The organism is Vibrio sp. D431a, from assembly GCF_030248655.1.
In the GTDB taxonomy this organism is placed as follows: Bacteria; Pseudomonadota; Gammaproteobacteria; order Enterobacterales; family Vibrionaceae; genus Vibrio; species Vibrio alginolyticus.
Window position 1 is genome coordinate 133655 of record NZ_JAHGAP010000033.1, and the last position, 26087, is coordinate 159741.

20 protein-coding genes are annotated in these 26087 nt (G+C 41.8%); 19 read left to right on the forward strand and 1 reads right to left on the reverse strand.

Features of this window, described 5'->3' with window-relative positions; translation table 11 throughout:
• The first annotated feature begins 12 nt into the window (after positions 1–12).
• The 18 genes from tssM (at position 13) to KJB35_RS25135 (ending at position 24636) form a co-directional block, all read left to right on the forward strand.
• A complete protein-coding gene (tssM, locus tag KJB35_RS25050) occupies positions 13–3531 on the forward strand; it encodes a type VI secretion system membrane subunit TssM (RefSeq protein WP_047100988.1) in 3519 nt (1172 codons plus the stop codon).
• A complete protein-coding gene (tagF, locus tag KJB35_RS25055; protein ID WP_005375944.1) occupies positions 3513–4208 on the forward strand; it encodes a type VI secretion system-associated protein TagF in 696 nt (231 codons plus the stop codon). The genes tssM and tagF overlap by 19 nt, the downstream gene beginning before the upstream one ends.
• 9 nt (positions 4209–4217) lie before the next feature.
• On the forward strand, positions 4218–5012 hold the full coding sequence (locus KJB35_RS25060) for a PP2C family serine/threonine-protein phosphatase (protein WP_005375947.1): 795 nt from the start codon (positions 4218–4220) through the stop codon (positions 5010–5012).
• Entirely contained in the window at positions 5005–6120 is a 1116-nt protein-coding gene (gene tssA / locus KJB35_RS25065; protein WP_085569004.1) for a type VI secretion system protein TssA, read from the forward strand. The genes KJB35_RS25060 and tssA overlap by 8 nt, the downstream gene beginning before the upstream one ends.
• A gap of 15 nt (positions 6121–6135) precedes the next feature.
• Complete coding sequence (gene tssB, locus KJB35_RS25070; RefSeq protein ID WP_005375949.1) at positions 6136–6666, forward strand: type VI secretion system contractile sheath small subunit; 531 nt, start codon at positions 6136–6138, stop codon at positions 6664–6666.
• Positions 6666–8159, forward strand: a complete 1494-nt coding sequence (gene tssC / locus KJB35_RS25075) for a type VI secretion system contractile sheath large subunit (protein WP_085569005.1) — start codon at positions 6666–6668, stop codon at positions 8157–8159. The genes tssB and tssC (KJB35_RS25075) overlap by 1 nt, the downstream gene beginning before the upstream one ends.
• A 52-nt stretch (positions 8160–8211) precedes the next feature.
• Positions 8212–9723: a type VI secretion system contractile sheath large subunit gene (gene tssC, locus KJB35_RS25080; RefSeq protein WP_053303680.1), complete on the forward strand. Its 1512-nt coding sequence runs from the start codon at positions 8212–8214 to the stop codon at positions 9721–9723.
• A 10-nt stretch (positions 9724–9733) separates the two neighbouring features.
• Positions 9734–10528: a type VI secretion system accessory protein TagJ gene (locus KJB35_RS25085; protein ID WP_005375952.1), complete on the forward strand. Its 795-nt coding sequence runs from the start codon at positions 9734–9736 to the stop codon at positions 10526–10528.
• 7 nt (positions 10529–10535) lie between these two features.
• Complete coding sequence (gene tssE, locus KJB35_RS25090) at positions 10536–11000, forward strand: type VI secretion system baseplate subunit TssE (protein ID WP_017635621.1); 465 nt, start codon at positions 10536–10538, stop codon at positions 10998–11000.
• On the forward strand, positions 10997–12820 hold the full coding sequence (tssF, locus tag KJB35_RS25095) for a type VI secretion system baseplate subunit TssF (protein WP_213907644.1): 1824 nt from the start codon (positions 10997–10999) through the stop codon (positions 12818–12820). Before tssE ends, tssF begins: the two co-directional genes overlap by 4 nt.
• On the forward strand, positions 12817–13782 hold the full coding sequence (tssG, locus tag KJB35_RS25100) for a type VI secretion system baseplate subunit TssG (protein ID WP_005375963.1): 966 nt from the start codon (positions 12817–12819) through the stop codon (positions 13780–13782). The genes tssF and tssG overlap by 4 nt, the downstream gene beginning before the upstream one ends.
• A 10-nt stretch (positions 13783–13792) precedes the next feature.
• Positions 13793–16360, forward strand: a complete 2568-nt coding sequence (gene tssH / locus KJB35_RS25105; RefSeq protein ID WP_005375965.1) for a type VI secretion system ATPase TssH — start codon at positions 13793–13795, stop codon at positions 16358–16360.
• A gap of 208 nt (positions 16361–16568) precedes the next feature.
• Entirely contained in the window at positions 16569–17048 is a 480-nt protein-coding gene (locus tag KJB35_RS25110) for a type VI secretion system tube protein Hcp (protein ID WP_005375967.1), read from the forward strand.
• A 49-nt stretch (positions 17049–17097) separates the two neighbouring features.
• Positions 17098–18933, forward strand: a complete 1836-nt coding sequence (gene tssI / locus KJB35_RS25115; protein ID WP_005375968.1) for a type VI secretion system tip protein TssI/VgrG — start codon at positions 17098–17100, stop codon at positions 18931–18933.
• Between the two features lie 11 nt (positions 18934–18944).
• On the forward strand, positions 18945–19235 hold the full coding sequence (locus KJB35_RS25120) for a PAAR domain-containing protein (protein WP_005375969.1): 291 nt from the start codon (positions 18945–18947) through the stop codon (positions 19233–19235).
• Positions 19236–20072, forward strand: coding sequence for an NAD/NADP transhydrogenase subunit beta (locus KJB35_RS25125; protein ID WP_213907645.1), 837 nt, complete (start codon positions 19236–19238; stop codon positions 20070–20072).
• A gap of 364 nt (positions 20073–20436) precedes the next feature.
• Positions 20437–21570 carry an exonuclease SbcCD subunit D gene (locus KJB35_RS25130; protein ID WP_005375971.1) on the forward strand — a complete coding sequence of 378 codons (1134 nt, stop codon included), beginning with the start codon at positions 20437–20439 and terminating at the stop codon, positions 21568–21570.
• 9 nt (positions 21571–21579) lie between these two features.
• On the forward strand, positions 21580–24636 hold the full coding sequence (locus KJB35_RS25135; protein ID WP_268208410.1) for an SMC family ATPase: 3057 nt from the start codon (positions 21580–21582) through the stop codon (positions 24634–24636).
• A 59-nt stretch (positions 24637–24695) separates the two neighbouring features.
• Here KJB35_RS25135 and KJB35_RS25140 read toward each other — a convergent pair whose 3' ends face one another.
• A complete protein-coding gene (locus KJB35_RS25140; RefSeq protein WP_005387498.1) occupies positions 24696–25076 on the reverse strand; it encodes a cystatin domain-containing protein in 381 nt (126 codons plus the stop codon).
• 307 nt (positions 25077–25383) lie between these two features.
• On the opposite strand from KJB35_RS25140, the gene KJB35_RS25145 reads away from it, so the two are divergent.
• Positions 25384–25917, forward strand: coding sequence for a lipocalin family protein (locus KJB35_RS25145; RefSeq protein WP_017820207.1), 534 nt, complete (start codon positions 25384–25386; stop codon positions 25915–25917).
• The last annotated feature ends 170 nt before the right edge of the window (positions 25918–26087 follow it).

The window sequence follows — 26087 nt, forward strand, 5'->3', positions numbered from 1 at the left end:
AGGTAGATAGAGATGCGTATTAAAGAAATTGGCAGAATATTTACTCAAAGATGGTTTCTCGGTCTTATAGGTGTCGCTGCTTGTTCTATTTTCATTTGGGTTGTTGGTCCACTTATTGCGATAGCGGGATATGAGCCCCTAAAGAGTGACTTTCAACGGCTAGTCACTATTCTAGTGTTGGTGTTGCTTTGGGCGATATTTAACGTTACCAAGCAGCATAAGCAAAAGGTGAAAGAAGACGAAAGTATTCAAACGTTGCTTGAGGTTGATAGCCTATCAGATAAAGAAGCGGCAAGTGAAATTGACTTAATGCGCGAGCGTATTGAGCAAGCTGTCAAAGTAGTGACGAAAACACACAAAGGCAAGAGAAGCTTGTATGACTTACCGTGGTATGTGTTGATTGGCCCTCCTGGAACGGGGAAAACAACCGTATTAAAGCAGTCGGGGTTAGAGTTTCCATTAGGAGACAGCCTTGGCTCTGACTCTATTGCCGGTGTAGGTGGCACTCGCCACTGTGATTGGTGGTTTGCAAATAAAGCAGTTCTTATAGATACGGCTGGCCGGTATACGACACAAGACAGTCAAGAAAAGGTCGACTCTAAAGCGTGGCATGGTTTCTTAGGATTGTTGAAAAAGTATAGAACGCAAAGACCAATTAATGGTGCGATTGTTACGATAAGTTTAGCCAGCGTGATGTCTCAGACTCGAACCGAGCGAAGTCTTCATGCTCGAGCAATTAAGTCGAGACTTCAAGAACTGAAAAACCAGTTAGGCATGCAGTTTCCGATTTACGTATTGCTCACCAAAATGGATTTAGTTGCCGGTTTCAATGAGTTTTTTGCCGATTTAAGTAAGGAAGAGCGAGAGGAATTATTTGGTTTCATGTTCCCTCGTGAAGTGGATGATGAAAGAGGCGTTATTTCTCTATTCAACAAAGAATTTCATGGCATGTTGGAGCGCCTTGATGCCCGTATGCTTAGAATACTTGAAACAGAGGACGATTTAGATAAACGCGCGCTTATCTTTGAATTTCCAAAGCAATTAAGAGTGCTACAAGCTAATCTTGACGAGTTTTTAGCTGAAATTTTTGCACAAAACAGTTTTGAAGAGCCTGCCTTGATTCGTGGTGTGTTTATGTTGAGTTCGGTTCAAGAAGGCTTACCAGTCGATAAGCTGATGAATGAATCAACCAATGGACTTGGGTTAAATCGTTTAGCTCTAGCAAAGAGTCAGACTGGTTCTCATAGTTATTTCGTAAAGAATCTTTTTGACAAGGTTATTTTCAAAGAGCAACTGTTAGGAACAGTTAATCGTCACTATCAAAAGCAGTCAGGTTGGATGCGTCGAGGTGTTTACATTGGATGTACAACGCTACTGCTAGGAGCTTCTGCGCTTTGGTTTATGAGTTATAAGTGGAACTCACAGTTAATTGTCGATACCAATGAACAAGCGAGCCATATTGATGCAATGATTGGCGCTCAAAGTTTAGATTTTGAAGCGGATATTGTTTCAGCTGTAGAAACATTAGATAGGTTGATGACGCTTCCTCTCGGAAAGCAAAGCGACTACGGTGATGCCGACTCTGTAAAGAGGTTTGGTCTCTATCAAGGAGACAAAGTGTCTCAGGCGGCAAACAATGCATATTCTGATGCTTTGACCCAATATTACGCCCCTCTGCTTCTTGATAGCTTGGTGTCAGAAATGGAGAGCAATCAACAGCATCGTGAGTATTTGTACGAAACGTTAAAAACGTATTTGATGTTATTCAATCCAGACAAATATCAACAAGATGAAGTGTTGGCTTGGTTTAACTTTTATTTCGAACGTCAATATCCGGGTGAGCTAAACGCAGACTTAAGAAGACGTTTGCTACAGCACACTCAATATTTATTAGGCAACGATGGACAAGGCTTTACTTACAACACTGCTGCCGTGACGAGTGCTCGAGAAGTGTTGACTCAAATGTCTCTACCTGAACGTGCTTATCAGCGAATGAAAATACAATTTTCTAAGAGTCATGTACCTTCATTTCGCTTGACTGATGTATTGGGACCTAAAGGGCTTGAGCAGTTCGAGCGAGCTAGTGGAAAACCGCTATCACAAGGCATTTCGGGTTTCTACACGTACAATGGTTTTCATAGCATTTTTCAGATTCAGATCAACCGTACAGTAAAAAGCCTAATGGAAGAGAACTGGGTTTATGGTGACGATCTTAAGGCTCATGAAATTGATCAAGATAGTGCCATCCAAGGCGTTCAGTCTCGATACTATCAAGATTATGTTAATGAATGGAAAACGTTGATCGAAGATATTCAATTGAAGCAGGCTCCGAGCCTAGAACTTGCGACAGAGCAAGCGAGGGTTTTATCTGGAGTTGAAAGACCAATCGAATCTTTGTTGAGAGCAATCCAAAAAGAGGTTGCTCTATCAAAAGTATCATTGTCAGAAAATCAAAAAGCCGCTTCTGAAGTTGCTGGTAAAGTTGCCAAAGTTAAGTTTTCAAATACGGCAGATAGACTAGACATGTATTTACCTGAAGAAAACGGCTTCAATGTTGCTCTGCCAGGTAAAGAAGTCGAATCGCATTTTTCAGAGATCTTACGCCTTGGTGAGCAAGACTTTGATGATATTCAACAAGCAATGGTTAACTTGCGTTCGTATTTAAGTGACTTATCAAGCTCTGGTAACAATCAGAAAATTGCCTACAAAAGTATTTTAGATGGAACCGTTACACAAGATGTCGCAGCTTCCTTCGCTCGTGCTAAAGAACTTTTGCCGAGACCATTTAATCAATGGCTAGGTGAGCTTTCTCAAGAGTCGGTTAAGTTTGCGGAGAGCGGTTCGAAGGATCATCTAAATCAACTTTGGGTAACACAGGTGGTCCGCCCTTATCAGCGGACTATTGCTGGCAGATATCCATTCGAGCCCAACGCGAGCAGAGAAGTTAGATTGAAAGACTTTAAGCGATTCTTTGGTTATGGAGGTACGCTTGACGCATTCTTCCAAGAATACCTCGAACCGTTTGTGGATACTTCGAAAAGTCGTTGGCGATTAGAAAAGGAAATTGGAGTTCGTCCAGAAACACTAATGGTCTTTCAAAGAGCGCAACGTATCAGGCAGTCTTTCTTTGAATCTGATAATTCATTACGCGTAGAGTTTGGGATGAAGCCTGTTTATCTAGACCAGCACATTACTCGATTTGTCTTAGAGTTGGGTGGACAAGATTTGGTTTATAAGCATGGACCAGCAAGAGCTAAATCGTTGAGTTGGCCTGCCGGTCAAGATCAGACTCGAATTGTGTTCACACCACCTGAATCTAAACGCGAAATTGCGCATACCTATGAAGGTGAGTGGGGCATATTCAAGCTTTTGGATCAATCACTTAAAGCAAGGCCAGAATCGCGTAAAGACAATATAGTTATGATTGATTTAAAGGGAAATAAGGTGCAGCTAGAGCTTATTCCTTCTAGTGCCATTAATCCGTTTTGGTCAAATGAAATGGAGAGGTTCAGATGTCCACGAACCTTATAACATCAGGCTGGGGCTATATCGGTAAAATGCCTGCAAAAGGGGACTTTGTGAAAGATGGTTTATCACAAGATTTCTCGGAGCGTTGGCATGATTGGCAACAGGCGGTTATTGCAGTCAGCAGGGAACAACTGGGTGAAAGCTGGAATGAGCACTTTTTAACGGCTCCTGTGTGGCACTTTGCTTTGGATATTAGCTATTTAGAAGACTCAACCTACATTGGTAGCATGATTCCTAGTGTTGATGCATGCGGTAGATACTTTTTCTTTACTATAGCTCGTGCCGTAAAAGGTGAAGCTGCGCAATATTGGGGTGACAGAGCTTGGACCGAGGACAGTGCCGCTCTTGCTCTTTCAGTACTTGAGGACGACTTTGTCTTTGATGTTTGGCATAAGAGTACTCAAGAAAAAAATGACCTCGTTGCGAATGTAACAAGTGAAGTGAAGCCTCTAGAGTTTCTTTATCAAAGCCAAATATCTACAGTTTTTCATGATCACGGCAATACTGATCAAAACACGCTTTTGAATTACCTCATTAAAGAAAAATTGAGTAAACCATGTTTTTGGTGGACTGAAGGTTCAACGAAGGTTGAACCATGCATGTTCATTACTAGTGGATTTCCTTCAATTGGTCAGTTTTCAGCCATGCTTGATGGCGGCTGGAAAAAGTGGAATTGGTAGGATAGAAGAATGAATTGGAACTATTTTACCTTTGCTAAATCGCACGCAGGAAAAGTACGCCCTTATAACGAGGATGCTCTGTTGGATATGACAGAACAGCATATTTGGGTGGTTGCCGATGGAATGGGTGGACACAGTGCTGGCGATATAGCAAGCCAGATGCTAGTGGATAGAGTCGCGCGCCACATGCAGGATGTCTCCAATACTAATATCGATGATATCCGAAGAGTGGTTCAAGAAGCGAACTTAGAAATTTACCAATACGCACAAAATCACTTAGACGGTAAAACGATGGGAACAACACTTGTTTTGTTGTTTATTCAGGATGGGTATTACCACTGTCTTTGGGTGGGTGATAGCCGAATTTACCAGCTTAGAAGTGGTAATTTTGTCCAAAAAACACGTGATCATAGTCAAGTCATGGACTTAGTGGATCAGGGCTTATTGGCATTTGAAGATGCCGAATCGCACCCTCTTGCAAATGTTATTACCAGAGCTGTTGGGGTCGACGAAAGTGTCACTATTGATCAAGTTTCAGGGCAGTTGGCTGACGGCGATCAGTTTCTACTCTGTAGCGATGGACTCTCTAAGGAACTTACGAGTGATGAAATTCATCGGACATTGTATGCAGACTCAGTCAACCAAGCTGGATTAGCGCTCATGCATTCGGCTTTGGTTCGGGGCGCAAGTGATAACGTAACTTGTGCTTTGATCAAAGTTCGCCAAGCGCAAACGGAGTGCGAAACAGTAACTAGAGAAGACGCGACGATACCTGTCTTTCTAAGAGGGAGAGCTTATGAGTAATGAAATGTTTGATTGGTATGAACAAGCGTTGGCTCCTATATCTCAAGAAAATCCTACAGGTATTGATCCTAGAGAGGATGTATCACCACAGTCTGCTTACTATCGGTTGAAAGATCAGCGTATGGCCGCCCGCAACGCTGAACGTAATGCTCTTATAGAAGAAGAAAGTATCTATACCCACAGTAATTTATGGCGAGTATTTATTGAAGATGTCCCAGAAATACTCACGAATCAGTCTAAAGATTTGGAATTTGTTGCCTGGCTTATAGAAGCCCTAACTCGATTGTATGGTTTTCGTGGTATGGGCGTTGGCTACAAACTCGCAACCAGTTTAATTGAGAACTTTTGGGATGATCTGTACCCAATGCCTGATGAAGATGGTATTGAGACAAGAATATCGGCGATTATTGGCCTCAATGGTATCGATAGTGAAGGAACACTTATTTTTCCAATTGCTTGTATACCATTGACTGACTTAGGCGTGGAGCAAGCTTATGCCTATTGGGAATATCAGCAAGCTATAGAGCTTGAGCGTTTAGACGAAGATAAGCGCCGAAATCGAGTCGAGCTTGGGGCTGTTGAGCTATCTGAAATTGCAACTACGGTTAAGTCGACTTCTGATACGTTTTATCGAGAATTAATCACGGATTTGGAGTTCGCTACGGAATCATTTAATGAATTCAGTCAGCGATTAGATGAAGCGGTCGGTGATGTGACTCCTAGCTCTTATATATCAAAAAGACTTGAATCAATACACTCGGCATTAAAGCACCTTCTTGGAGATCGTTTTAATCAACCACAAGCAGTGATTGAAGAGCTAGAGGATCTTGATGAATCTTCTTCTGAACAACCGTTAAGTGCACAAAGTTGTGATGCATTATTAGCGACAAACATGAAATCACGAGAGCAGGCAATTAGACAATTGCAGCAAGTAGCTGATTTCTTCCGAGAGAGTGAACCTCACTCACCAGTTTCTTACTCCATCGAACAGATCATTCGTTGGTGTGGGATGCCTCTGCCGGAGTTACTGGCGGAACTTATCTCCGACGGGGATGCAAAGAAAAGCTACTTCCGTTTGGTTGGCATAGCAGAACAAAATGAAAATTAATAAAGGGAGAATGGTATGACGAGTATCCACTCGAAACTATCACGAGTACGGAAGCCTCGTGTCCACATTACCTATGATGTTGAAACTGAAGGTACAACTCTTAAGAAAGAACTGCCTTTTGTTGTAGGTGTAATGGGTGACTTCGCTGGTCAAAACACAGAAGCGTTGAAGCCATTAAAAGACCGCCGTTTTATTCAGATCGATCGAGATAACTTTGACGATGTACTCAAAAAAATGAATCCATCGGTGAAGTTTAAAGTTGCGAATAAGCTTGCGAATGACGATTCACAGTTTGAGGTCGATTTAAACTTTAAATCAATGCAAGACTTTGAGCCTGCTGCGATCGTAAATCAAGTTGATCCACTACGCCAATTGATGGAAACGCGTAATAAACTGCGTGATTTGATGACAAAAGTTGACCGCTCAGAAGAGCTTGAAAATATCCTAGAGGATGTTTTGAACAATACAGACAATCTGGCAAGACTTGCAGGCGAGTTAGATCTTGGCAAGAAAGCGAAGTCAGACAGTACTGAAGGAGCGGAATAATGACGACTGAAGCTGAAAAACAGTTGGATCTAACTGTTAATGAACAGACAACTTCATTCTTAGATCAAGCTATTGGTGCGACTAAGCAGACCGAAGCTTCTCGTGCTGAGGAGCTGATTAAAACGCTCGCTGAAGAAGCAATGAAAGGGACAGTTACTTGGAACAAAAACCTAACAGTAACTTTTCGTGAAGCGATTAATTTGCTCGATAGGCAGATTTCTGATCAGTTGTCTGAAGTAATGCATCACCCAGAATTACAGAAACTCGAAGGTTCTTGGCGCGGCTTAAATTATCTAGTGATGAATTCAGAGACCAGCTCTACTCTGAAAGTTCGCATGATGAGCATGACCAAGAAAGAGCTACATAAAGACTTGAGCAAAGCTGTTGAGTTTGATCAAAGCCAGATCTTTAAAAAGGTTTACGAGTCTGAGTTTGGTAGTGCTGGTGGTGAACCGTATGGTGCATTGATTGGAGACTATGAGTTTACTAACCACCCAGAAGATATTGAGTCGTTACGCCTAATGTCAAATGTAGCGGCTTCTGGCTTCTCTCCATTCTTGTCCGCAGCTTCACCAGCACTATTCGGCTTTGATGAGTGGACTGAGTTGTCAAAACCACGCGACCTAGATAAGGTATTTGAATCACTAGAATACGCCCAATGGCGTTCGTTCCGCGAGAGTGCCGATTCGCGCTTCGTTAGTCTGACGATGCCAAAAGTCCTTGCTCGTTTGCCATACGGACAAGCTACCGCTCCAGTCGAAGAGTTTGGGTTTGAAGAGTTCGAAGTAGATCCTGTTTCAGGTATTGCTGTTAACGCTGAACATAACGACTACTGTTGGATGAACTCTTCGTATGTTCTTGGTGTTAAGTTAACCGACGCATTTTCAAAATATGGATTTTGTACTGCCATCCGTGGTGCAGAAGGCGGCGGTCGAGTGGATAACTTGCCAACGCATTTCTTCATGAGTGATGATGGCGACCCTGATATGAAGTGCCCAACAGAGATTGGTATTACCGACAGACGTGAGGCGGAGCTTGGTAAGCTTGGTTTCTTACCGCTTTGTCACTACAAAAACACCAACTATGCAGTGTTCTTTGGTGCGCAAACCTGTCAAAAACCAGCGAACCATGAATCCCCTGAAGCAACGGCCAATGCGGCCATTTCTGCCCGCCTACCTTATATGATGGCAACATCTCGTTTTGCGCATTATTTGAAGGTAATGGCTCGAGATAAAATTGGTAGCTTTATGGAAGCAGAAGACGTTGAGTCTTGGCTGAACCGCTGGATCCTAGGTTACGTCAATGCTTCTGAAGGCGGTGGTCAAGAGATCAGAGCGAAATACCCTCTAGCAGACGCTCGTGTTCAGGTTAAGGAAATTCCTGGCGCACCTGGTTCTTACAATGCCGTAGCATGGCTGAAGCCTTGGTTACAAATGGAAGAACTGACCACATCTTTGCGACTTGTGGCAAAGATCCCTCAGTCAGGTGGATAAGAAATGAATTGGCTGGTCGAAAGGCCAGCCATGACCAATCTTTATGTTCTAGATGGAATTAGCAGTGTCACTTAACTTTCGCGACCCTAGCAAGCTAAAACATGAGTTCAGTACCGGAGGCTATGCTGAACTTGATAGCCCGTGGTTGACTCGATTCAATGAATCTTCTGATCTTGTAGCGTCAGCGCGAATTTGGCTAGAAGGTACACGTTCAAGAGATTTGGACAGCTTTCGTCATAGTGTGATGAACACAATTAACCGCATTGATGAGCTATTAGAATCTCAACTAAATGAAATATTACATCATCCTGAGTTTCAACAGCTCGAAAGGGGGTGGGTTGGAGTTAGGTATTTATGTGAACAGGTTGATTCTCGTTCATCGGACTCTGTAAAAGTTAAGGTTTTAACGGCGACATGGAATGAAATCAGTAAAGATGCTTTAAAAGCCATCGAGTTTGACCAATCAGCACTATTTAAGTTGCTCTATCAAAATGAATATGGCATGGCAGGGGGAGAACCCTTTGGTGTGGTGGTTGGAGATTATCAGCTTCGCTGTGATCCTAGTAAAAATTATTTTGATAGAGATCTGTCTGTGTTGAGTAAGATCTCTCAGTCTGCAGCTGCAGCATTCAGCCCATTTATCATGTCTGCATCGCCAGAGATGTTTGGTGTTGATAGTTTCGCTCAACTCTCTGCGATAAGAGATATAGCAGCCCAATTTGAACAGGAAGATTATGCAAAGTGGCGTAGTTTGAGAGATAACGATGACGCTAAATTTATTGGTTTGACTGCACCTAACGTCTTGTTCCGTCAGCCATACAAAAGTGATGGCTCGCGGAATGATAAATTCAATTTTCAAGAACACATCTACGACTCCAACCGAGATTTGCTATGGGGGAGTAGTGCGTACTGTTTTGCTGCTGTATCAATTAGAGCATTTCAGGAACATGGTTGGTTCACGCATATGCGAGGGATTAAACAAGGCGATTACAGTCAGGGTATTATCGTCGCTCCTACAAGGAGCACGATGCGTGTTAATGGCAAGAATGATCGTGAAAGATGTCCGTTAAACTTGAAAATCACTGAGAGAAAAGAACAAGAATTGTCTGAGTGCGGTTTTATTTCTATTTCTCCAATACCTGAGACTGATATGGTAGGGATGACCTCGAATGTATCTCTCTACAAGCCCAAACAATACGCAGAAAAGCATATTTCAACGAATGCAAAACTGACATCGATGTTGCAATACACATTGTGTGTATCGCGAGTCGCACATTATCTCAAGGTTATGGGGCGTGACAAAATTGGTGGGTATCAAGACGCAGAAAGCCTAGAGCGTGACTTTCAACGCTGGTTACACCAGTACACTACCGCATCAGATGAAGCGTCTGATGAGCTTCGAGCTAAATACCCCCTAAATGAAGCGAAAATTACAGTTCGAGAGAAAAGAGAAACTCCTGGACATTATTACTCAGTTATCCATTTGCGACCGCATTTTCAACTCGATCAAATGGTATCTAGCATTAAATTAATTACCGAATTATCACCAGAGCACATGGTGTAAGGAAATAACAATGACTCAATGGAAAAATGCTTTGTCCCAAGGCCTATTGCAACACGCTCTAGAGCAATTAACTGATGAAATTAAAGCAACACCTAAAGATGCGAGCTTGAGAAGTTCCTTCATTGAGCTTCTTTGCATTGATGGGGACTTCGAGCGTGCGGACGCTCAGCTCATGCAATCGATTAAATTGTTTCCTGAGTATCTGCCTGGTGCAAGTCAGCTACGACATTTAGTGAAAGCAGCTCAAGCTAGAAAGGATTTTATCAATGGTGCGGCTAGTGCCAAAGTAATAGGTGATGAGGAATTAACTAAAGAGCTTGTTCGATTTAATCTTGCTCTCGGAAATCAAGAGTACGAAGAAGCGTCACGTCTATCGCATCGCATTGAAGAGCATCGTACTATTAAAGGGTTTAACGTAAACGGCACAAACTACGAAGATGCTAGAGATATTGATGATCGTTTAGGTGGTTACATTGAACTGTTTTCTACAGCAGGTAACTATTTTCTTGTACCCATATCGAGCATCCATACGCTAGAAGTTAAAGCACCTACTTCTTTGTTAGAGAGTATTTGGCGACCTGTCGAGTTTGATATCGATGGACTTGGTGAAGGCGAAGGCCATATGCCGTTGACATATGTTGACTCAGAGACCGATGCGCAAAAGTTAGGTCGAGAAACGGATTGGAAGCAGATTGGTGAGCAAGAATCTTTTGTTGGCTTGGGTCAAAAATGTTGGTTAGTCGGTGATTCGGCGCTTCCAATCTGTGATTTGACTACATTATTAGAACAGAAACAAATAGCGTAGAAATATCATGTCGTTAACCGTTTCTCTGCTCGACAAATTGATAGATAGTGATCCTCTCACTCGAGATGAGAAAGACTTCCCTGCAAGCCAGCAACAGATGTTGAGCAGCTTACTTAGAGATCTAGAGTCGATGCTGAATAGTCGTATTGGATGGAAAAACATTCCTGATGATCTTTTAGAGGTTCGTTATTCAATATTGAATTATGGGCTGCCAGATTTTTCCTCAATGCCCTATAGCAGCCAAGAAGGGCAGAATCAGCTTTGCGACATCGTTCATGATGCAATTAAAGAGTTTGAGCCGAGGTTAAGGAACCCTCATGTCCAGATTTCAGACGAGAAAAACGCTATTGATAGGGTATTGAGGTTACAGATAAATGCCACTTGCTTAATTGATAACAGTATTCATGAAGTGCGATTCAATTCTGAAGTAGAGCCGGTAAATTTAGGTATGAAACTGAGTAGAGCAAAATGAGTGAAGAGTTTCTCAAGTACTATAATCGCGAGTTAGCTTATTTGCGTCACAAAGGGCAAGAATTTGGGGAGCAGTATCCTAAGATTGCTGCGAGACTTCGTATTAGTGAGGAACAGGTTGACGATCCGCACGTAGAAAGATTGTTAGAAGGCTGCGCATTTCTAACAGCAAGGATTAGACAAAGCTTAGACAATAGTTACCCTCAATTTACAGAGTCTTTGATGGGACAGTTATATCCTGATTTTCACGCCCCAATCCCGTCAATGTCAGTCATTAAAATGAGCTGTTCTAACTCCACTTCCTCTTATTTTGATGTAGAAGAAGGCGAGCGAGTTGTTATCGGTGCTCCTGGATATCATGAGTGCGAGTTTAGAACTTGTTATCCGGTCAGAATGTATCCTGTTCATGTGACCTCTGGCGTTTTTAAAAATGCGCCTTTCAAGCCAGTTGGCTCACGATGGGAAAGCAATGCTCATTCAGTTTTGAAAGTACAGCTCACGGCTCAAGATGAAGAGACTCCTCTTGGTGAAATGGGGGCAGAACGGCTGCGCTTCTATTTAAACGGTCAATCTCAATTGACTTTTAAGCTCTACCAAATGCTGTTTCAAAACCTAATTGGTTTATCTGTTGTTGTGGATGGCAAAGAAGTTCGTCCTTTAACCAAAAGGCATCTTTCTGAAGTGGGATTTTCAGAAGATGAGAAAGTTGTGCCATACAGTAAAAGAAGCTTTTCAGGAGCAAGATTACTTGTTGAGTATTTGCACTTTCCTGAGAAGTTTATGTTCTTTGATATCATCGAACTTGGATTATCAGAGCTAGATCTTAGAGAGCAAGTCGAACTGTATTTTTACTTTGATACCAACGATGACTGGCTTCCAAAGCAAGTGGACGAAGAAAGCTTAATGGTAGGCTGTGTGCCTGTGATCAACTTATTTAAAAGTATTATGGAGCCTAAGCGTATTCTACCAACTGAATACGATTACCACTTGTCTCCACAATACCAAGAAGCTGAAAGTAATGAGGTTGTCTCAATTTCTGACGTAACGTTGAGAAACTGGAACAAAACGTACCACAATTTGCCATGTTATCACGCTGGTGAGCACACGCATTATACGAACACTAGTGAGATTTATTGGTTGATGAGACGTGAGGATAAGAACTGGGCTGGTGGGTATGATGAGCCCGGTAGAGAAACTTACATTTCTTTTGTTGATAAAAAACATCAATTGTTCAGCCCGGATAGCCGGGAAAACTGGTTAATGTACGTGGAAGCTGAGTGCTGTAACCGCAACTTAGCGCAGAAACTTCCATTTGGAGGTGGGCTGCCGCAAGTATCTTTACCGGAGGTAAATGACAATTTCGAATCTGTTCGTTGTTTAGTTTCTTTATCAGAAACCATTCGGCCAGAAATGGATGAAAGCACACGATGGCAGTTAACTAAGCTTTTAACTTTAAACCATTTTACCGAGGAAGATGGTTTAGCAACTTTGAAGCAGACCCTTAATCTCTATGCATTTTCTGGGACAGCAGAAACGAAAGCGGTAATCGATGCTTTAACTAAGTTAGAGTTTGAGCCTACTACAGGAAGAATTAGTCAGAAAGGTAAAGCTGGATTTGCGCACGGTATAAAAATTATTTTGACGGTTTCTGATCAAATTTTACCTAAAGAGCAGATCTTTCTCTTAGGTAGTGTTTTATCTGTTTACTTCTCGCAATATGCTGAAATTAACATTTTTACGCAGTTAGAAATAAGACTTAAGTCCACGGGAAAGTCTTTCCATCTATGGCCCGCATTAACTGGTGATAAGGTGTTGCTATGAGCGCGGAACAATTTTATCGAGAATTAAAGCAACATCCATTGTTTGAAGCGATTCATCTTATTGAACACGAAGTCCTGCAAGCAGAGGCGCAAATAGGAACAGATGCGTTACCGAAGCATGAAAAGCTAAACTTAAAGGTTAATCCATCATTAGGTTTTGAAAATGCTCAGCTTTGTGAACTGAAAAATATAGATGACAGCAAGTTAGAGATTGAGACCAATTTAATTGGCCTAACGGGTGAGCAAGGTGTGCTTCCCCAGCACTATAGTGAATTAGCTTTACATCGCCAAAAAGAAGGCGATACGGCTATGGTGGACTTCTACGATATTTTCAATCATCGCTTATTATCTCTTTATTATCGATGTTGGCAATTGAGTCAGCTGACTGTTCAGTCTCGTGCGCATGCGCAGGGCGCGCGTTCTCCGTTAGAAAGCTGTAAATCGGCATTAACTGGGAAAGGGAGTTCACTGTCCCGGCACTATGGTGGTGTGTTTGCTTCACCAGTGAGAAGTAAAGGTGGACTAAAAAGTATTCTTGAATGTTTATCTGGATGCCAAGTAAAAGTTCATGAATTTCAAGGACAATGGTTACACCTTACGAAAGAAGAGCAAACACGCCTTGCATCCCGAACTATGCCTGAAGGGCAGTTTGCTCAACTTGGTTTAGGAGCGTCTTTGGGTTCGAAAGCATGGAACATCAACGCGGGGACAACAATAGAATTTCTGCCAAAAGATAAACAGCTAGTTAGTAAATTGCTTCCTAACCAACCCAATATAGCAATCATTAAGAACGCTGCTTATGAGTTGATTGGAAAACATAAACAACTGAAGTGGCAGCTCACCACCAAACATAGTTTGCTACCACAAGCTTGTTTATCGAAACAGCAGGGGCAGTTAGGTATTGGTTCTGTGCTTAAAAAACACGAACGTACAAAAGATCGAACTATAACAATTACTATTTAAAGGAAATGTAATGGCTTCACTCTCACTTTCAGCGTTGGTCGAAAGATTGTCTCCTCAGGCTAAGGAAACGCTTGAACAGGCAGCTGCTATGGCAAGCTCCCGAACTCATCACAGTATTGAAATGTCTCACTGGTTAATGATGATTATCCGCCATCCTGACGATATTTACTCTGAAGTTTTTGACGAATTTGATGTCGATAAAATCAAGGTTGAAACCGATATTCAAAAGGCATTAGAAAAATACAAAACAGGATGCCAGTCGGTGCCTGGGCTATCAGCTCATACGGTGACTGTTATGCAAAATGCCTTGTTGTCTGCAACCATTGAATTCAATCAAGAACAGTTGGGGTGCATCCATCTTTTATTTGCCTACTTGTCTGATGATACGTTAGTCAACATGGCTGGTTCGATTAGTCCTGAACTAAACAAGATAGAACCATCTCGCTTATTGAACTTTAAAGAAAGTAATGCGCCTCAATCAAGATCGAATGACTTAGCGCAGTCAAACGCGAATTCCGCCTTGAATCAATTTACAACAGACCTTACTGAGCAAGCTAGGGAAGGTAAAATAGATCCGGTGATTGGTAGAGATAATGAAATTCGCCTAATGATCGATATTTTATTAAGACGCCGACAAAACAACCCGATTCTTACGGGAGAAGCTGGTGTTGGAAAAACAGCCGTTGTTGAAGGTTTGGCGCAAAAGATCATTGATGGCGATGTACCTCCCGCTCTGCAAAATGTGGCAATTAAGTCTCTGGATTTGGCGTTACTGCAAGCCGGCGCAGGCATGAAAGGTGAGTTTGAAAACAGGCTTAATAACCTTGTTAAGGAAGTAAACGACGCTCCACAGCCTATTATATTGTTTATTGATGAAGCTCATGGCCTAATTGGCGGTGGTGGGCAAGCGGGCCAAGGTGATGCGGCGAATATTCTGAAGCCAGCATTAGCGAGAGGTGAACTCAGAACGATCGCAGCAACAACGTGGGCAGAGTATAAAAAGTATTTTGAAAAAGATGCAGCTTTAACTAGGCGTTTTCAAGTCGTAAAGGTTGATGAGCCTGCCCCTGAACTCGCGATCGAAATGTTACGAGGCTTACTTGATGTAATGGCACAACACCACGATGTTCATATCACTAACCAAGCTCTCAATGCAGCGGTCCAACTCTCAGCTCGATACATTAATGGTCGTCAACTGCCAGATAAAGCGGTTTCTGTTTTGGATACGGCCTGCTCTCGAGTTGCGTTAAGTCAGTCATCTACACCGGGAGGCCTAGATGCGAAAAGAAATAAACTTAAAGCAAAGCAAGCTGAGTATGAGCATCTTAGCCAAGAGAATCGGCTAGGAGCATCTCTTGATGTGCAGCTGCAAAGTGTCCGAAAAGAGATTGATGCGCTATCTAATGACATTATTGAATTAGAAGTACTTTGGGAAAAAGAAAAAGAATGGGTAAGTGAAGCTAAGTCACTTAGAACCCAAATAATCCAGGAGGGTTCTGAGACTGCGAGAGACAAGTTACAAGAGCTTGAAAATAACCTCTCCGCTAACTCACAGCCCTTAGTTTTTTCGCATGTAAATGAAGCGCTAATCGCAGAAGTTATTTCGGATTGGACCGGTATACCGTTGGGTAAACTTCAGGATGATGAAATCCAAGCAGTATTGGGTTTGAAAGAAAGTTTGTGTAAGCGAGTTGTCGGGCAGGATCACGCTTTAGAGCTCATGTCTGAAGTGATAAAAACCGCGAGTGCGCAGCTCACGGATGAGACACGACCAAATGGTGTATTTCTCCTGACCGGACCAAGCGGAGTGGGTAAAACCGAATCGGCTTTGGCGATTGCAGAGAAAGTGTATGGTAGTGAAGAAAATGTCACGACTATCAATATGTCGGAATTTAAGGAAGAGCATAAAGTCTCATTGCTATTAGGTTCTCCTCCTGGTTATGTCGGTTATGGAGAAGGAGGTGTACTGACTGAAGCTGTTAGACGTAAACCTTATAGTGTAATTCTCCTCGATGAAATGGAAAAAGCGCACCCTGGTGTTCAAGATATTTTTTATCAGGTATTTGATAAAGGCTCAATTAAAGACGGTGAAGGTCGAGATATAGACTTTAAAAACACTATTATTATTATGACCGCGAACACAGGGACCGAAACGACGATGTCTTTGTATTCTGATCCTGATTTAGCTCCTGAGCCGTCAGCACTAAAAGATTCTTTACGCGATGATTTGTTGGTTGACTTTAAACCAGCATTTTTAGGGCGTGTGAATGTATTACCTTATTTGCCTCTATCAAGAAAAGTATTGATAGAAATAACAAAATTAAAGTTGGATAAAATTACGACTCGTATTCGTAAGCACTATAACGCTGACCTATTTTTTGATGAGGAACTAATTAATGATATTGTAGACAATAGCAATGAGTCTGGGAGTGGTGCGCGTGTGGTACAAACAACCATAGAAAATACATTGCTTCCGAAGATTTCTCATGAAATATTGCATGCAATTCTTAATGATAAGACGTTTGATGAAATTATTGTTAAAGGTACAACTAGTGGACTTGATGTCTCAATAGTTTAACATCCTTTACACTCTCAATAATAATTGGGAGTTGGTTCATATTAACTATTATTTTTTATAAAAAACGCTTAAATTAAATCTTATTTAAAGATATAACAGGGCGTATTTAAAATGAAGTTTTTGATACATTAATCACTAATTATCACCAAACGTCAGATAATTAAATTACTACGATATATGTCAATTAATAATGCTATAGGAGATTAGCATGCAGTCTAATACGTATCTTAAATACGCAGATATTAAGGGTGAGGCAACAGCCGAGCAATACAAAGATTTGATTACACTACTATCTGTAGATTGGAGTGTAGGTCGTGAGATCTCATCATACACTGGTACAGCGATGGACCGTGAAGCGAGCGCTACTCGTCTATATGATTTGACTATCACTAAACTTCAAGACCGTTCTTCTCCTGACTTATTTAAAGAAGCGACGATTGGTAAAGGTAAACCAGCGGTTTTCCATATTACTAAGCAGGGTGAGAAGGTTGAAGAGATCATGAAGATCGAACTGACTGATGCGATGATTTCTAACTACTCAGTTTCTATCCAAGACGATCGTCCAGTTGAAACTATCACAATTTCTTACACAGAAATGATGATGACAGTGACTCCTACTGACGATAAGAACAACACTTCTGCTCCATTGGTATACGGCTACAGCGGTGTTAAAGGTCAACAAATGTAATTTTCATGCGGGGGAGTATTCCTCCGCATTTTTTTGAAAGAAGTATTTAATGAAAAGAGCAACTCAAGATAACAATTTCATCCGAATTTCTTCGCCATTCGGTAAAGATGCCATCATACTAAACTCGTTTGAGTATAGAGAAGAGATCTCAGAACTTTTTTCATTGCGTGCTAAAGCTTACTTTAATGATCAACGAAGTGAGTTAAACGAAATTATTGGTAAGGAAGTTACCATTACCCTTGAAAATAATGAGGATGTTTCTTCAAATCCTCGTTATATGCATGGTTATGTTTCTGCTGCAAGATTAGAAGGGAAAAGGGTTTCTAATACACATAAAGGCGAAAATTATAAAAACATAGAATTATTAATAGAGCCTAAATTACGTTTCGCTGAATATCGAAAAAATTGCAGAATATTTCAGCATAAAGATATAAAGGAAATTATCTCTGAAGTACTATCGGAGCATAGTGTTGCCTTTAGTTTTGAGTTAACCAAGTCCTATCCTAAATACACATACAAAGTACAATATGAAGAATCAGATCTTGAATTTGTTCGACGTCTGTTATCGGAGGAGGGGCTATCATTTTGTTTTACACATACTAAGTCTGCCCATACGCTCAATATTTTTGATGACATCAGTTTTTATAAGCCGGGTACTGAGTTTTTAGTCGATTTTGATACAGGTACGGCGAAATCTAGCCACATTTCTTCTTGGCATGAAACGCAAATTCTGACTACTAAAGCGAGTCAAAAGTCAGGCTATAACATGCTCAAGCCTTCTTCGAATCCTAAAAATACTGCAAAGGGTGAAAGTGATTTTTTTACAGTACCTGGAAGCGAGTATTTTGAATACATGGGTGAAATGGAGAGCAATGATCAATACGCACTGAGAAACACGCATGCAATAGAAGCACTACAGCAAAATGCATATTTGTGTCGTGGCGAGGCTACGTGCAGAACATTCAGTGTGGGCAAGTGCTTCAAGTTTAAAAAGCATGAAGATAAATCTCGAGTCGGCAAAGAATATGTACTGTCTTCTGTTTTTTTGTCTGCTGCTGTTTATAACCAGACTGGTCAAGGTGGGACCGGTGCGCAAGGTGTCAAAGTCTCGTTTAGTTGTGTTGACTCAAAGACAATCCTGCGTCCTTCAGTTAACTACCCGAAACCTCAGATGAAAGGTTTGCAAACCGCAGTAGTTACGGGGAACAAAGATGGTGAAATTTACATAGACAAACATGGCCGTATCAAAGTTCAGTTTCACTGGGACCGTGTTGGTAAATACGATGTAAATAGTTCATGTTGGATTCGTGTTGCGCAAAATATTGCAGGTAACGGATGGGGGTCGGTGTTTCACCCTAGAGTCGGACAAGAGGTCATCGTCGAGTTTGTTAACGGAGACCCTGATCAACCAATCGTTACGGGGTCACTATATAACGGTAGTCAACTCCCTCCTTACGCTTTACCAGAGCAAAGTTCTCAGAGTGGTTATAAATCACGCTCTGTACAAAAAGGTACATCCAATTTTAATGAGTTGCGCTTCGATGATAAGCCTGGTGAAGAGCACATTTATCTTCATGCTGAAAAACTGTTCCAAATGCTAGTTGAAGACTGTGTTGATATCGCCGTTGAAAACAGTAAAACCGAAAAAGTGACCAATGATGTTAATCAAGAGGTTGGTCAGAACGCGAGCTTGAAAGTAGGTAAAAACTTTTCGAATGAAACGGGTGAAGTACTGTCTTTTAATGCAGGAAAGAGCGTCGAGATCAAAGTAGGTGGTGCTTCTATTCAGATGTCTAGCTCTGGAGAAATCAATATCAAAGGTAATAAAATATCCATTAACGGCTCAGCTATTGCTCTTAAAGCTGGGCAAATTTCATTGAACTAAGGTGATTTAAAGTGGGTAAACCAGCCGCAATTTTGGGCAGCTTTCATCTTTGCCCTAAAAAAACAGGAAAGATACCGCATGTCGGTGGTCCCGTCGTTGTTGGTTCACCAAACGTAACGATTGGCGGGATACCTGCGGCAAGACAAGGCGACAAGCTTATTTGTATCGGTCCTCCGGATAGTATCTCTGCAGGTTCTTCTAGCGTAACAATCAACGGTAAACCAGCCGCGAGAGTCGGCGATTCAACGTCTCATGGTGGCAAAATTCTATCTGGTATGCCTACGGTTTTAATCGGAGGCTAGATGCCACTCGCATTTCAAACGCATCTTCTATCCTTTAATGGCCGTTCACACACCGTTCGCGAGATAGCTGATGATTCTTTTAGATTGTCCGAGGAAATCCGACCCCCTGACTTTGCTCAATCAATAGATGAGCATATATTAAGCCTCGTGCGCTCTGAGCGCGAGAGTCTTGAGCAAGCTGATATCAAGGGGAATCTCTGTGTTCTTTTACCATCTTCGGTGGACAAAAGTTTGCTTAAAGCATTGATAAGCGAGCTTTCTATTTTCGTTGGCCAAACTGTCAATACTGAAATTTACTTTTATCCTTATGGCCAAGCTGCATTTTTGATGGCACTAAATCGGATAAATCGTGAAGTTAATGAAACGCAAGCGACTTGGATACTGGCTATAGAGGTTACGAGTGATGTAGAAGGGCATGTCAAACCTCAAAGCTCTATCATTTTAACCAAGTGTTTTTTTCGACATTCAGGTCTTGTGCCTGATGTTGTTCGAATTGATTTAGATGCCAAACAACAACGCATCGCCGTGGACAAGGTGTTTAAGCAATTAGGAGTAAGTTGTGAACATCCACTCAGTCAATTGTATTTATCCGTTAATAAGGAAGAACCGCAATGGTTAAACTCAATGCAATTCTTGTCTCCGTGGGTGACCGATCAAACTCAGTATCAATTTGTTGATATCAAACTTGGCGGATTGGGTGCATGTGGCGGCGTTTTAAAAGCGTTAGTGATTGATGAGCTTCAAAGAAGCAGCCCCTGCCCAGACTTTCACGTGTTGCAAGCGGACATCGAGTCAGATGGCTATGCGGTAGGAGTAATATACAATTGGCGTAGTTAATAGGTCTGGCTATTGCTTTTCCTTCTAGTAGTAGCTGAGGTTTTAGTGATGCAAATGTTATGGGGGATTGACTCGAAACTGGCCCTTTAATGATGTTTGGACAATGACTAGGCGCAGCTTGCTTTTCAAAATAGCTTTGCTCACCGCGTTTTTACAGTGTTCTTCTCGCTTTCTGATTAAATAGCCAGCCATAGAACACAAACCACATGAAAAGCTGTTCGACTCAAGATATCCTTACCGAAATTAAATAACTTGAGTTTTGGCTTGTTCGAGATCCCACCCGTGACGCATTCCTTTTTATAAACGGTACATGGACTCTGACAGAAGCAAGCCTACTCATAGAATTGGCGGAAAGTGAATTCGAATGAAGTTTATCCACACCTCAGATTGGCATCTTGGTCGACAATTCCACAACGTATCACTACTCGAAGATCAACAAGCAGTACTCGAACAACTGATTAACTATATTGAACGCAACCCCGTCGATGCAGTTGTAGTGGCGGGAGATATCTATGACCGTTCGGTGCCACCAACGGTTGCAATAGAACTGTTAAATCGAGTCGTGAAACGCATTTGTACCGAGTTAGAAACACCAATGATATTGATATCTGGCAACCATGATGGTGCAGAAAGGTTAGGTTTCGGCTCAGAGCAAATGAAAAATGCAGGTCTCCATATTGTTAGCAACTTTGAAGAGATGCTCACTCCCATCATCATAAAAACGGACTCTGCGGACGAGGTCGCGTTTTATGGTATGCCTTATAACGACCCTGAACAGGTCAGGTTTGCCTACAAAGCCTCGGTATCCACTCATGATGAGGCTCATCAATTGCTTGTTGAGCAAATTAAAGAGCGCTTTATCTCTAAGCAAAAGCGCGTGCTCGTGAGTCACTGTTTTGTTGATGGGGCTATCGAGTCAGACTCTGAACGACCATTATCTATTGGTGGTTCTGATCGCGTGAGTCATGAACACTTCTTAGATTTTGACTACGTCGCACTTGGTCATTTGCATCAGCCTCAAAAGAAAGGCGCAGAGCATATCCGTTACTCTGGCTCTCTCATGAAGTATAGCTTTGGTGAACAGAACCAGAGAAAAGGTTTCACGTTAGTTGAACTGGACAAGAAAGGATTCGTTTCTGCAAAGCATATTGATCTTACGGCTCCTCATGAAATGCGTATTGTAGAGGGCGAGCTGGATAAAGTTATTGAGCAAGGGAAAACAGACCCCAAGAATGAAGATTATTTGTTAGTTCGTTTGATGGATAAACATGCGATTTTAAACCCAATGGAAAAACTTCGTTCAGTGTATCCAAACGTTTTACACCTTGAGAAACCTGGCATGTTAATTGGGGTAGAGCAGGAAATGGCGCAAGCAAAGTTGGCGCGAAGCGAAATTGATATGTTCCGAGATTTTTTTATTGAGGCGCAAGATAGCCAGTTGTCTAAAGAGCAAGAGCAAGCTGTTACTGACATTATTAAGCAATTATCACAGCAATAGGGACCAAAGATGAAACCAATTAAACTAACCATGCAAGCCTTTGGTCCGTTTGCAAAAACTGAAATCATTCATTTTGAGAAGCTTGGCAGTAACCCTCTATTTTTGATTAATGGTCCTACAGGTTCCGGTAAAACGTCGATCTTAGATGCCATTTGCTTCGCCCTTTATGGTGAAACCACAGGTAATGAGCGACAAGGTATTCAGATGCGGTGTGACTTATCCGCGCAAGACTTACCAACCGAAGTAGTTCTCGAATTTTCGTTACACGGCAAACAATACCGAGTTGTTCGATCCCCTGAGCAGGAAGCGCCCAAGGCCCGTGGTGAAGGGATGACGATTAAAAAGCACACTGCGGCTCTTTATGAACTCGGTGAGACTGAAACGCTTATCACCAGCAAGACGACTCAGGTTAAAACTGAAGTTAGCAATATTATTGGCTTGAATGAAACTCAATTTCGTCAAGTTATGGTGTTGCCTCAAGGAAAATTCCGAGAACTGTTGCTTGCTAGCTCTAAAGAGCGTGAAGAAATTTTTGGCCAGCTCTTTCAAACTGACATATATAAAAAAATTGAGTACGCGCTCAAAGATAAAGCGAGTGCAATTAGTAAAGCGAAAGGCGAATTTGATAATCAAATTCGAGGTGCTTTACAAGTTGCAGAAGCGAGTTCTGAACAAGAACTATTACAACAACTGGAACAAGTAACTAAGCAATTAGAGTCTGATAAAAAGAATGAGCAAGCAGCGTTAGATAAGCTCAATACTGCTAAATCTGAATTGCAAAAAGCGGAAACCTTGAATGGAGAGTTTTCGAAACGAGAGCAAGCAGAAAGCGCACTCAAGCTGCATCTAGAACACTCAGATTCGATAAAAGCTCGTCAACAGCAATTAGAAAACGCTAAAAATGCCAATAAGATAGAGTTGCCCTACATCTCATTACAAAATGCAAAAGCTCAAACGCAAGAGCTTAGGCAAAAAATCGTAGCTTTGGAAGAGAGTCTCGAAAAAGCTAATGTCGTTGCGAGAGAACAAGAAAACTTGCAGCAAAGTGCAAAAGAGGCAGCGGCAAAGGTCTCGCAGTTAACGCAACTGCAGTATCAACTTGAAAGTATGAAAAACAAGTTGGTCGAGAAAGACAATTTGGAAAGTAAAATAACGGCGGGTTATCAACAAAAACAACAATTTGAAGCAACGTTAAAACAGTACATAGAACTAAAAGATAAGTTAACGTTACAGGCCCAGCAGGGACAGAAGGAGCTAGAGAAAGCACGAGTTGATGTTGCGCTTATTGGCAGCATCGATGCGGAAATAAAACAAAAACAACGGCTGTTACAGGATCTACAAAAGCTGCATGATCTTACTTTAGAGCTCTCTAAACTCAATGCGCTAACTGTAGGCAAGCAGCAGTCACTACACGAAGCCAGTCAGCGCTATATGCAGCGTCAACAAGCCGCTGATACGATAGAGCTTAAGTGGCACAACGCTCAAGCGGCAGTATTAGCGCAGCGACTAAAAGCAGGTGAAGCATGCCCGGTGTGTGGTAGCGAAACGCATCCTAACCCCGCAACGTTTGTTGAAGAAGCCGTTACAAAAGAGCAAGTTCAGGCGGCTAGAGCTAAAGAGCGAGAAGCTCAAACCTTGTTGAACCAACTAAGCAATCAGCTAGAACAACATAACGTTGTCATTAGTCAGTATCAGAATCAGTGTAACCAGTTGAAAGAGGAGTTGGGTGAGTATGCTACATCTGAGATCTCGACGGTTCAAAATGATTTGCAAGCGCTTAATGCTCAACTCCTACGTCTACAAGCTATTGATATTGAAAAACTAGAAAGGAACGTTGAACAGCTTAATCAACGCTGCGTCGTGGGTGAAAATAAAATTCATGAGCTGCAGAATCAAATGGCGGCAAATGAATCAACCGTTAAAGCGAACCAAGAACAATTGGCTCAATTACAAGCTTTTATTGACCCAAAATACAGTTCCGCTGACTTGCTTGAACGTGAAATTTTGCTGACAAAAGAGCAAATTCTGAGTTTGAACACAGGCTTAGAAAAGGCGCAAAACGCTTTGCAGCAAGCGATATTGGAGAAATCAAATGCGGAAAGTCACTTAGCGACGAACAAGCAGTGGTTATCTGAGTCAGAGCAAAAACTTAGCCAAGCAGAATTAGCATGGAATGAGGCACTACAGGCGAGTAAATTTGAGGATGAAAGCCATTATCTAAGTAGTCGAGTGGGAGATGATGAACTTCAAGCCTGGCAGCAAGAAATAGACAGTTTCAAACAGGCACAAACCAAGCTTGAGCAAACACTACATGATTTAAATCATGCATTGAAAGATCTTGAAAGGCCTAATTTGGAGTCGTTTAACGACAGGTTAACCACTCTGCAGGCGCAATATATTGAAGTAAGGAATCAACTTGATACCACACGCTCAATATTTGAACGTCTTGAAAAGGTTCGTAAAGATATTGCCGTGTTGCATGAGAAAAATAGTAAGTTAGAAGAAGAATACAAAGTCTTTGGTACGTTGTACGACGTTGCTAGCGGTAAAACAGGCAGCAGGGTTAGCCTACATCGCTTTGTTCTTGGTGTACTGTTGGATGATGTGCTGATTCAGGCCTCTCAACGCTTAAGCCTTATGAGTAAAGGGCGCTATATTCTTGCTCGAAAAACAGAGGGCTTCAAAGGCGCAGCGGGTCGCGGCTTAGATTTAATGGTTGAAGATGGCTACACAGGAAAAACGCGTGATGTTGCGACACTTTCCGGCGGTGAATCATTTATGGCAGCGCTTGCTCTGGCACTTGGTTTGTCGGATGTTGTGCAATCCTATAGTGGCGGTATTCGTTTAGACACTTTATTTATTGATGAGGGCTTCGGTAGTTTAGACCCAGAGTCTTTAGATCTTGCTATTCAAACGCTAGTGGACCTGCAACAGACTGGGCGCATGATCGGTGTTATTTCTCACGTTTCTGAGTTGAAAGAACAAATGGCGCAGAGGATTGATGTTGAACCATCAAGACTTGGTTCAACGGTGTCGATTAAATCTCAATGTCGCTTCGCTGTCTAATTCAGTGATTACTGTTAGATCAAAAAGCCCCTATTGTTAGGGGCTTTCTGACTAAGTCGCTACTGTTCGCAAAAGTGGCCTTCTTTTGGCGATTGGGTAATCGCATATTCGCCATCGAGGTTGCGATAAACAATCGTGTTCCAAACAGAGCCATCATCCAATTCAAACTCAATAGCATAGTTGACGCCGCTAACGATTTGCGCGTGAACATTCAGTATTTGTTTAAACGACGCTATTGTGTCCATTTTCTTTAAAACAAAGGCCATTGCCTTTTGTGCATCAGGGGTCGCGTTAAACTCATTCCACCCACCTGGCATGTTTCCTTGTGCATTACATACATCTGCCGAGGTCGTTAATTGTGTCGTTTCGCTCGGCTTTTCCTGCTGACAACCTGCAAGTAACACCAAAAGTGCACAAACTGACACTGTTTTTAATTTCATAACAATAACCTCTGTCTATAACGCAACGTATTATAGGAGGGTGATATGCCTACGAATGTCTATGTTGTGCAAAGTTTCTATATGCATAGGGTTAAATGCTGACAAAATGTACAAGCATGGTCAGCTTGTAAGTCAAAAATAGAGCAATCTTGTTATCGATTTGCTGAGATGACGAGGTTTCGGTGTTCAGCGCGCTATTGATGATGAAGAATTGTGATGTGTACCTATGAGGGCGATGGTGCGGCTTAGTGATCGATTTGTTATCTTCTAGAGTAAAATCAATCACTAATTAAAATTTAGGTGTTGTATGAAATCGATAAAAATATTTTTACTTTTGTCACTTGCAACTTTATTTGGTTGTACTTCGAAGCCGGATGGGGTGGAACCCGTCAATAATTTCGATTTAGAGCCATATCTAGGTAAGTGGTACGAAATTGCACGCCTAGACCATTCATTTGAGCGAGGCTTATCCAACGTTACCGCTGAGTATCAGGTTCGCGAGGATGGTGGGGTTAAGGTGATAAACCGTGGATATTCCGAAGAAGAGCGACAGTGGTCAGAAGCTGAAGGCAAAGCTTATTTTGTTGAAGATAAAACGGTTGGACACTTAAAGGTTTCCTTTTTTGGGCCAATATACTCTTCTTACATTGTTTTTGAGCTAGGTGAAAACTATGACTATGCGTTTGTTTCCGGTTACAACCACGACTATTTGTGGCTATTGTCTAGAACGCCTAACGTTGATGAGAAAGTAGTGGAGCGCTTTAAGTACGTAGCTAAAGAGAAAGGTTTCGCTATCGACGAGCTCATTTTTGTTGAACAAGAGAAACAAAGACAGCTTTAAGTTCATCAGCGTGGCTGAAAAAGCGGACAGAGGGGAAGCTTCCTAATTAAGAGCTCAGTTTGTCATTTCGCTTAACAGTAATTTGTTACGGCGTAACTTAATGTGGTCAAAATGGACATAGCCCCATCATTTGTGATTACTCGTGATGGGGCTTATATAAATTTGAGTGA

Excerpts from the sequence above, each read along its gene's own strand:
- tssM (WP_047100988.1), top strand. The coding sequence starts at position 13 with ATGCGTATTAAAGAAATTGGCAGAATATTTACTCAAAGATGGTTTCTC.
- tagF (WP_005375944.1), top strand. The coding sequence starts at position 3,513 with ATGTCCACGAACCTTATAACATCAGGCTGGGGCTATATCGGTAAAATG.
- KJB35_RS25060 (WP_005375947.1), top strand. The coding sequence starts at position 4,218 with ATGAATTGGAACTATTTTACCTTTGCTAAATCGCACGCAGGAAAAGTA.
- tssA (WP_085569004.1), top strand. The coding sequence starts at position 5,005 with ATGAGTAATGAAATGTTTGATTGGTATGAACAAGCGTTGGCTCCTATA.
- tssB (WP_005375949.1), top strand. The coding sequence starts at position 6,136 with ATGACGAGTATCCACTCGAAACTATCACGAGTACGGAAGCCTCGTGTC.
- tssC (WP_085569005.1), top strand. The coding sequence starts at position 6,666 with ATGACGACTGAAGCTGAAAAACAGTTGGATCTAACTGTTAATGAACAG.
- tssC (WP_053303680.1), top strand. The coding sequence starts at position 8,212 with ATGGAATTAGCAGTGTCACTTAACTTTCGCGACCCTAGCAAGCTAAAA.
- KJB35_RS25085 (WP_005375952.1), top strand. The coding sequence starts at position 9,734 with ATGACTCAATGGAAAAATGCTTTGTCCCAAGGCCTATTGCAACACGCT.
- tssE (WP_017635621.1), top strand. The coding sequence starts at position 10,536 with ATGTCGTTAACCGTTTCTCTGCTCGACAAATTGATAGATAGTGATCCT.
- tssF (WP_213907644.1), top strand. The coding sequence starts at position 10,997 with ATGAGTGAAGAGTTTCTCAAGTACTATAATCGCGAGTTAGCTTATTTG.
- tssG (WP_005375963.1), top strand. The coding sequence starts at position 12,817 with ATGAGCGCGGAACAATTTTATCGAGAATTAAAGCAACATCCATTGTTT.
- tssH (WP_005375965.1), top strand. The coding sequence starts at position 13,793 with ATGGCTTCACTCTCACTTTCAGCGTTGGTCGAAAGATTGTCTCCTCAG.
- KJB35_RS25110 (WP_005375967.1), top strand. The coding sequence starts at position 16,569 with ATGCAGTCTAATACGTATCTTAAATACGCAGATATTAAGGGTGAGGCA.
- tssI (WP_005375968.1), top strand. The coding sequence starts at position 17,098 with ATGAAAAGAGCAACTCAAGATAACAATTTCATCCGAATTTCTTCGCCA.
- KJB35_RS25125 (WP_213907645.1), top strand. The coding sequence starts at position 19,236 with ATGCCACTCGCATTTCAAACGCATCTTCTATCCTTTAATGGCCGTTCA.
- KJB35_RS25130 (WP_005375971.1), top strand. The coding sequence starts at position 20,437 with ATGAAGTTTATCCACACCTCAGATTGGCATCTTGGTCGACAATTCCAC.
- KJB35_RS25135 (WP_268208410.1), top strand. The coding sequence starts at position 21,580 with ATGAAACCAATTAAACTAACCATGCAAGCCTTTGGTCCGTTTGCAAAA.
- KJB35_RS25140 (WP_005387498.1), bottom strand. The coding sequence starts at position 25,076 with ATGAAATTAAAAACAGTGTCAGTTTGTGCACTTTTGGTGTTACTTGCA.
- KJB35_RS25145 (WP_017820207.1), top strand. The coding sequence starts at position 25,384 with ATGAAATCGATAAAAATATTTTTACTTTTGTCACTTGCAACTTTATTT.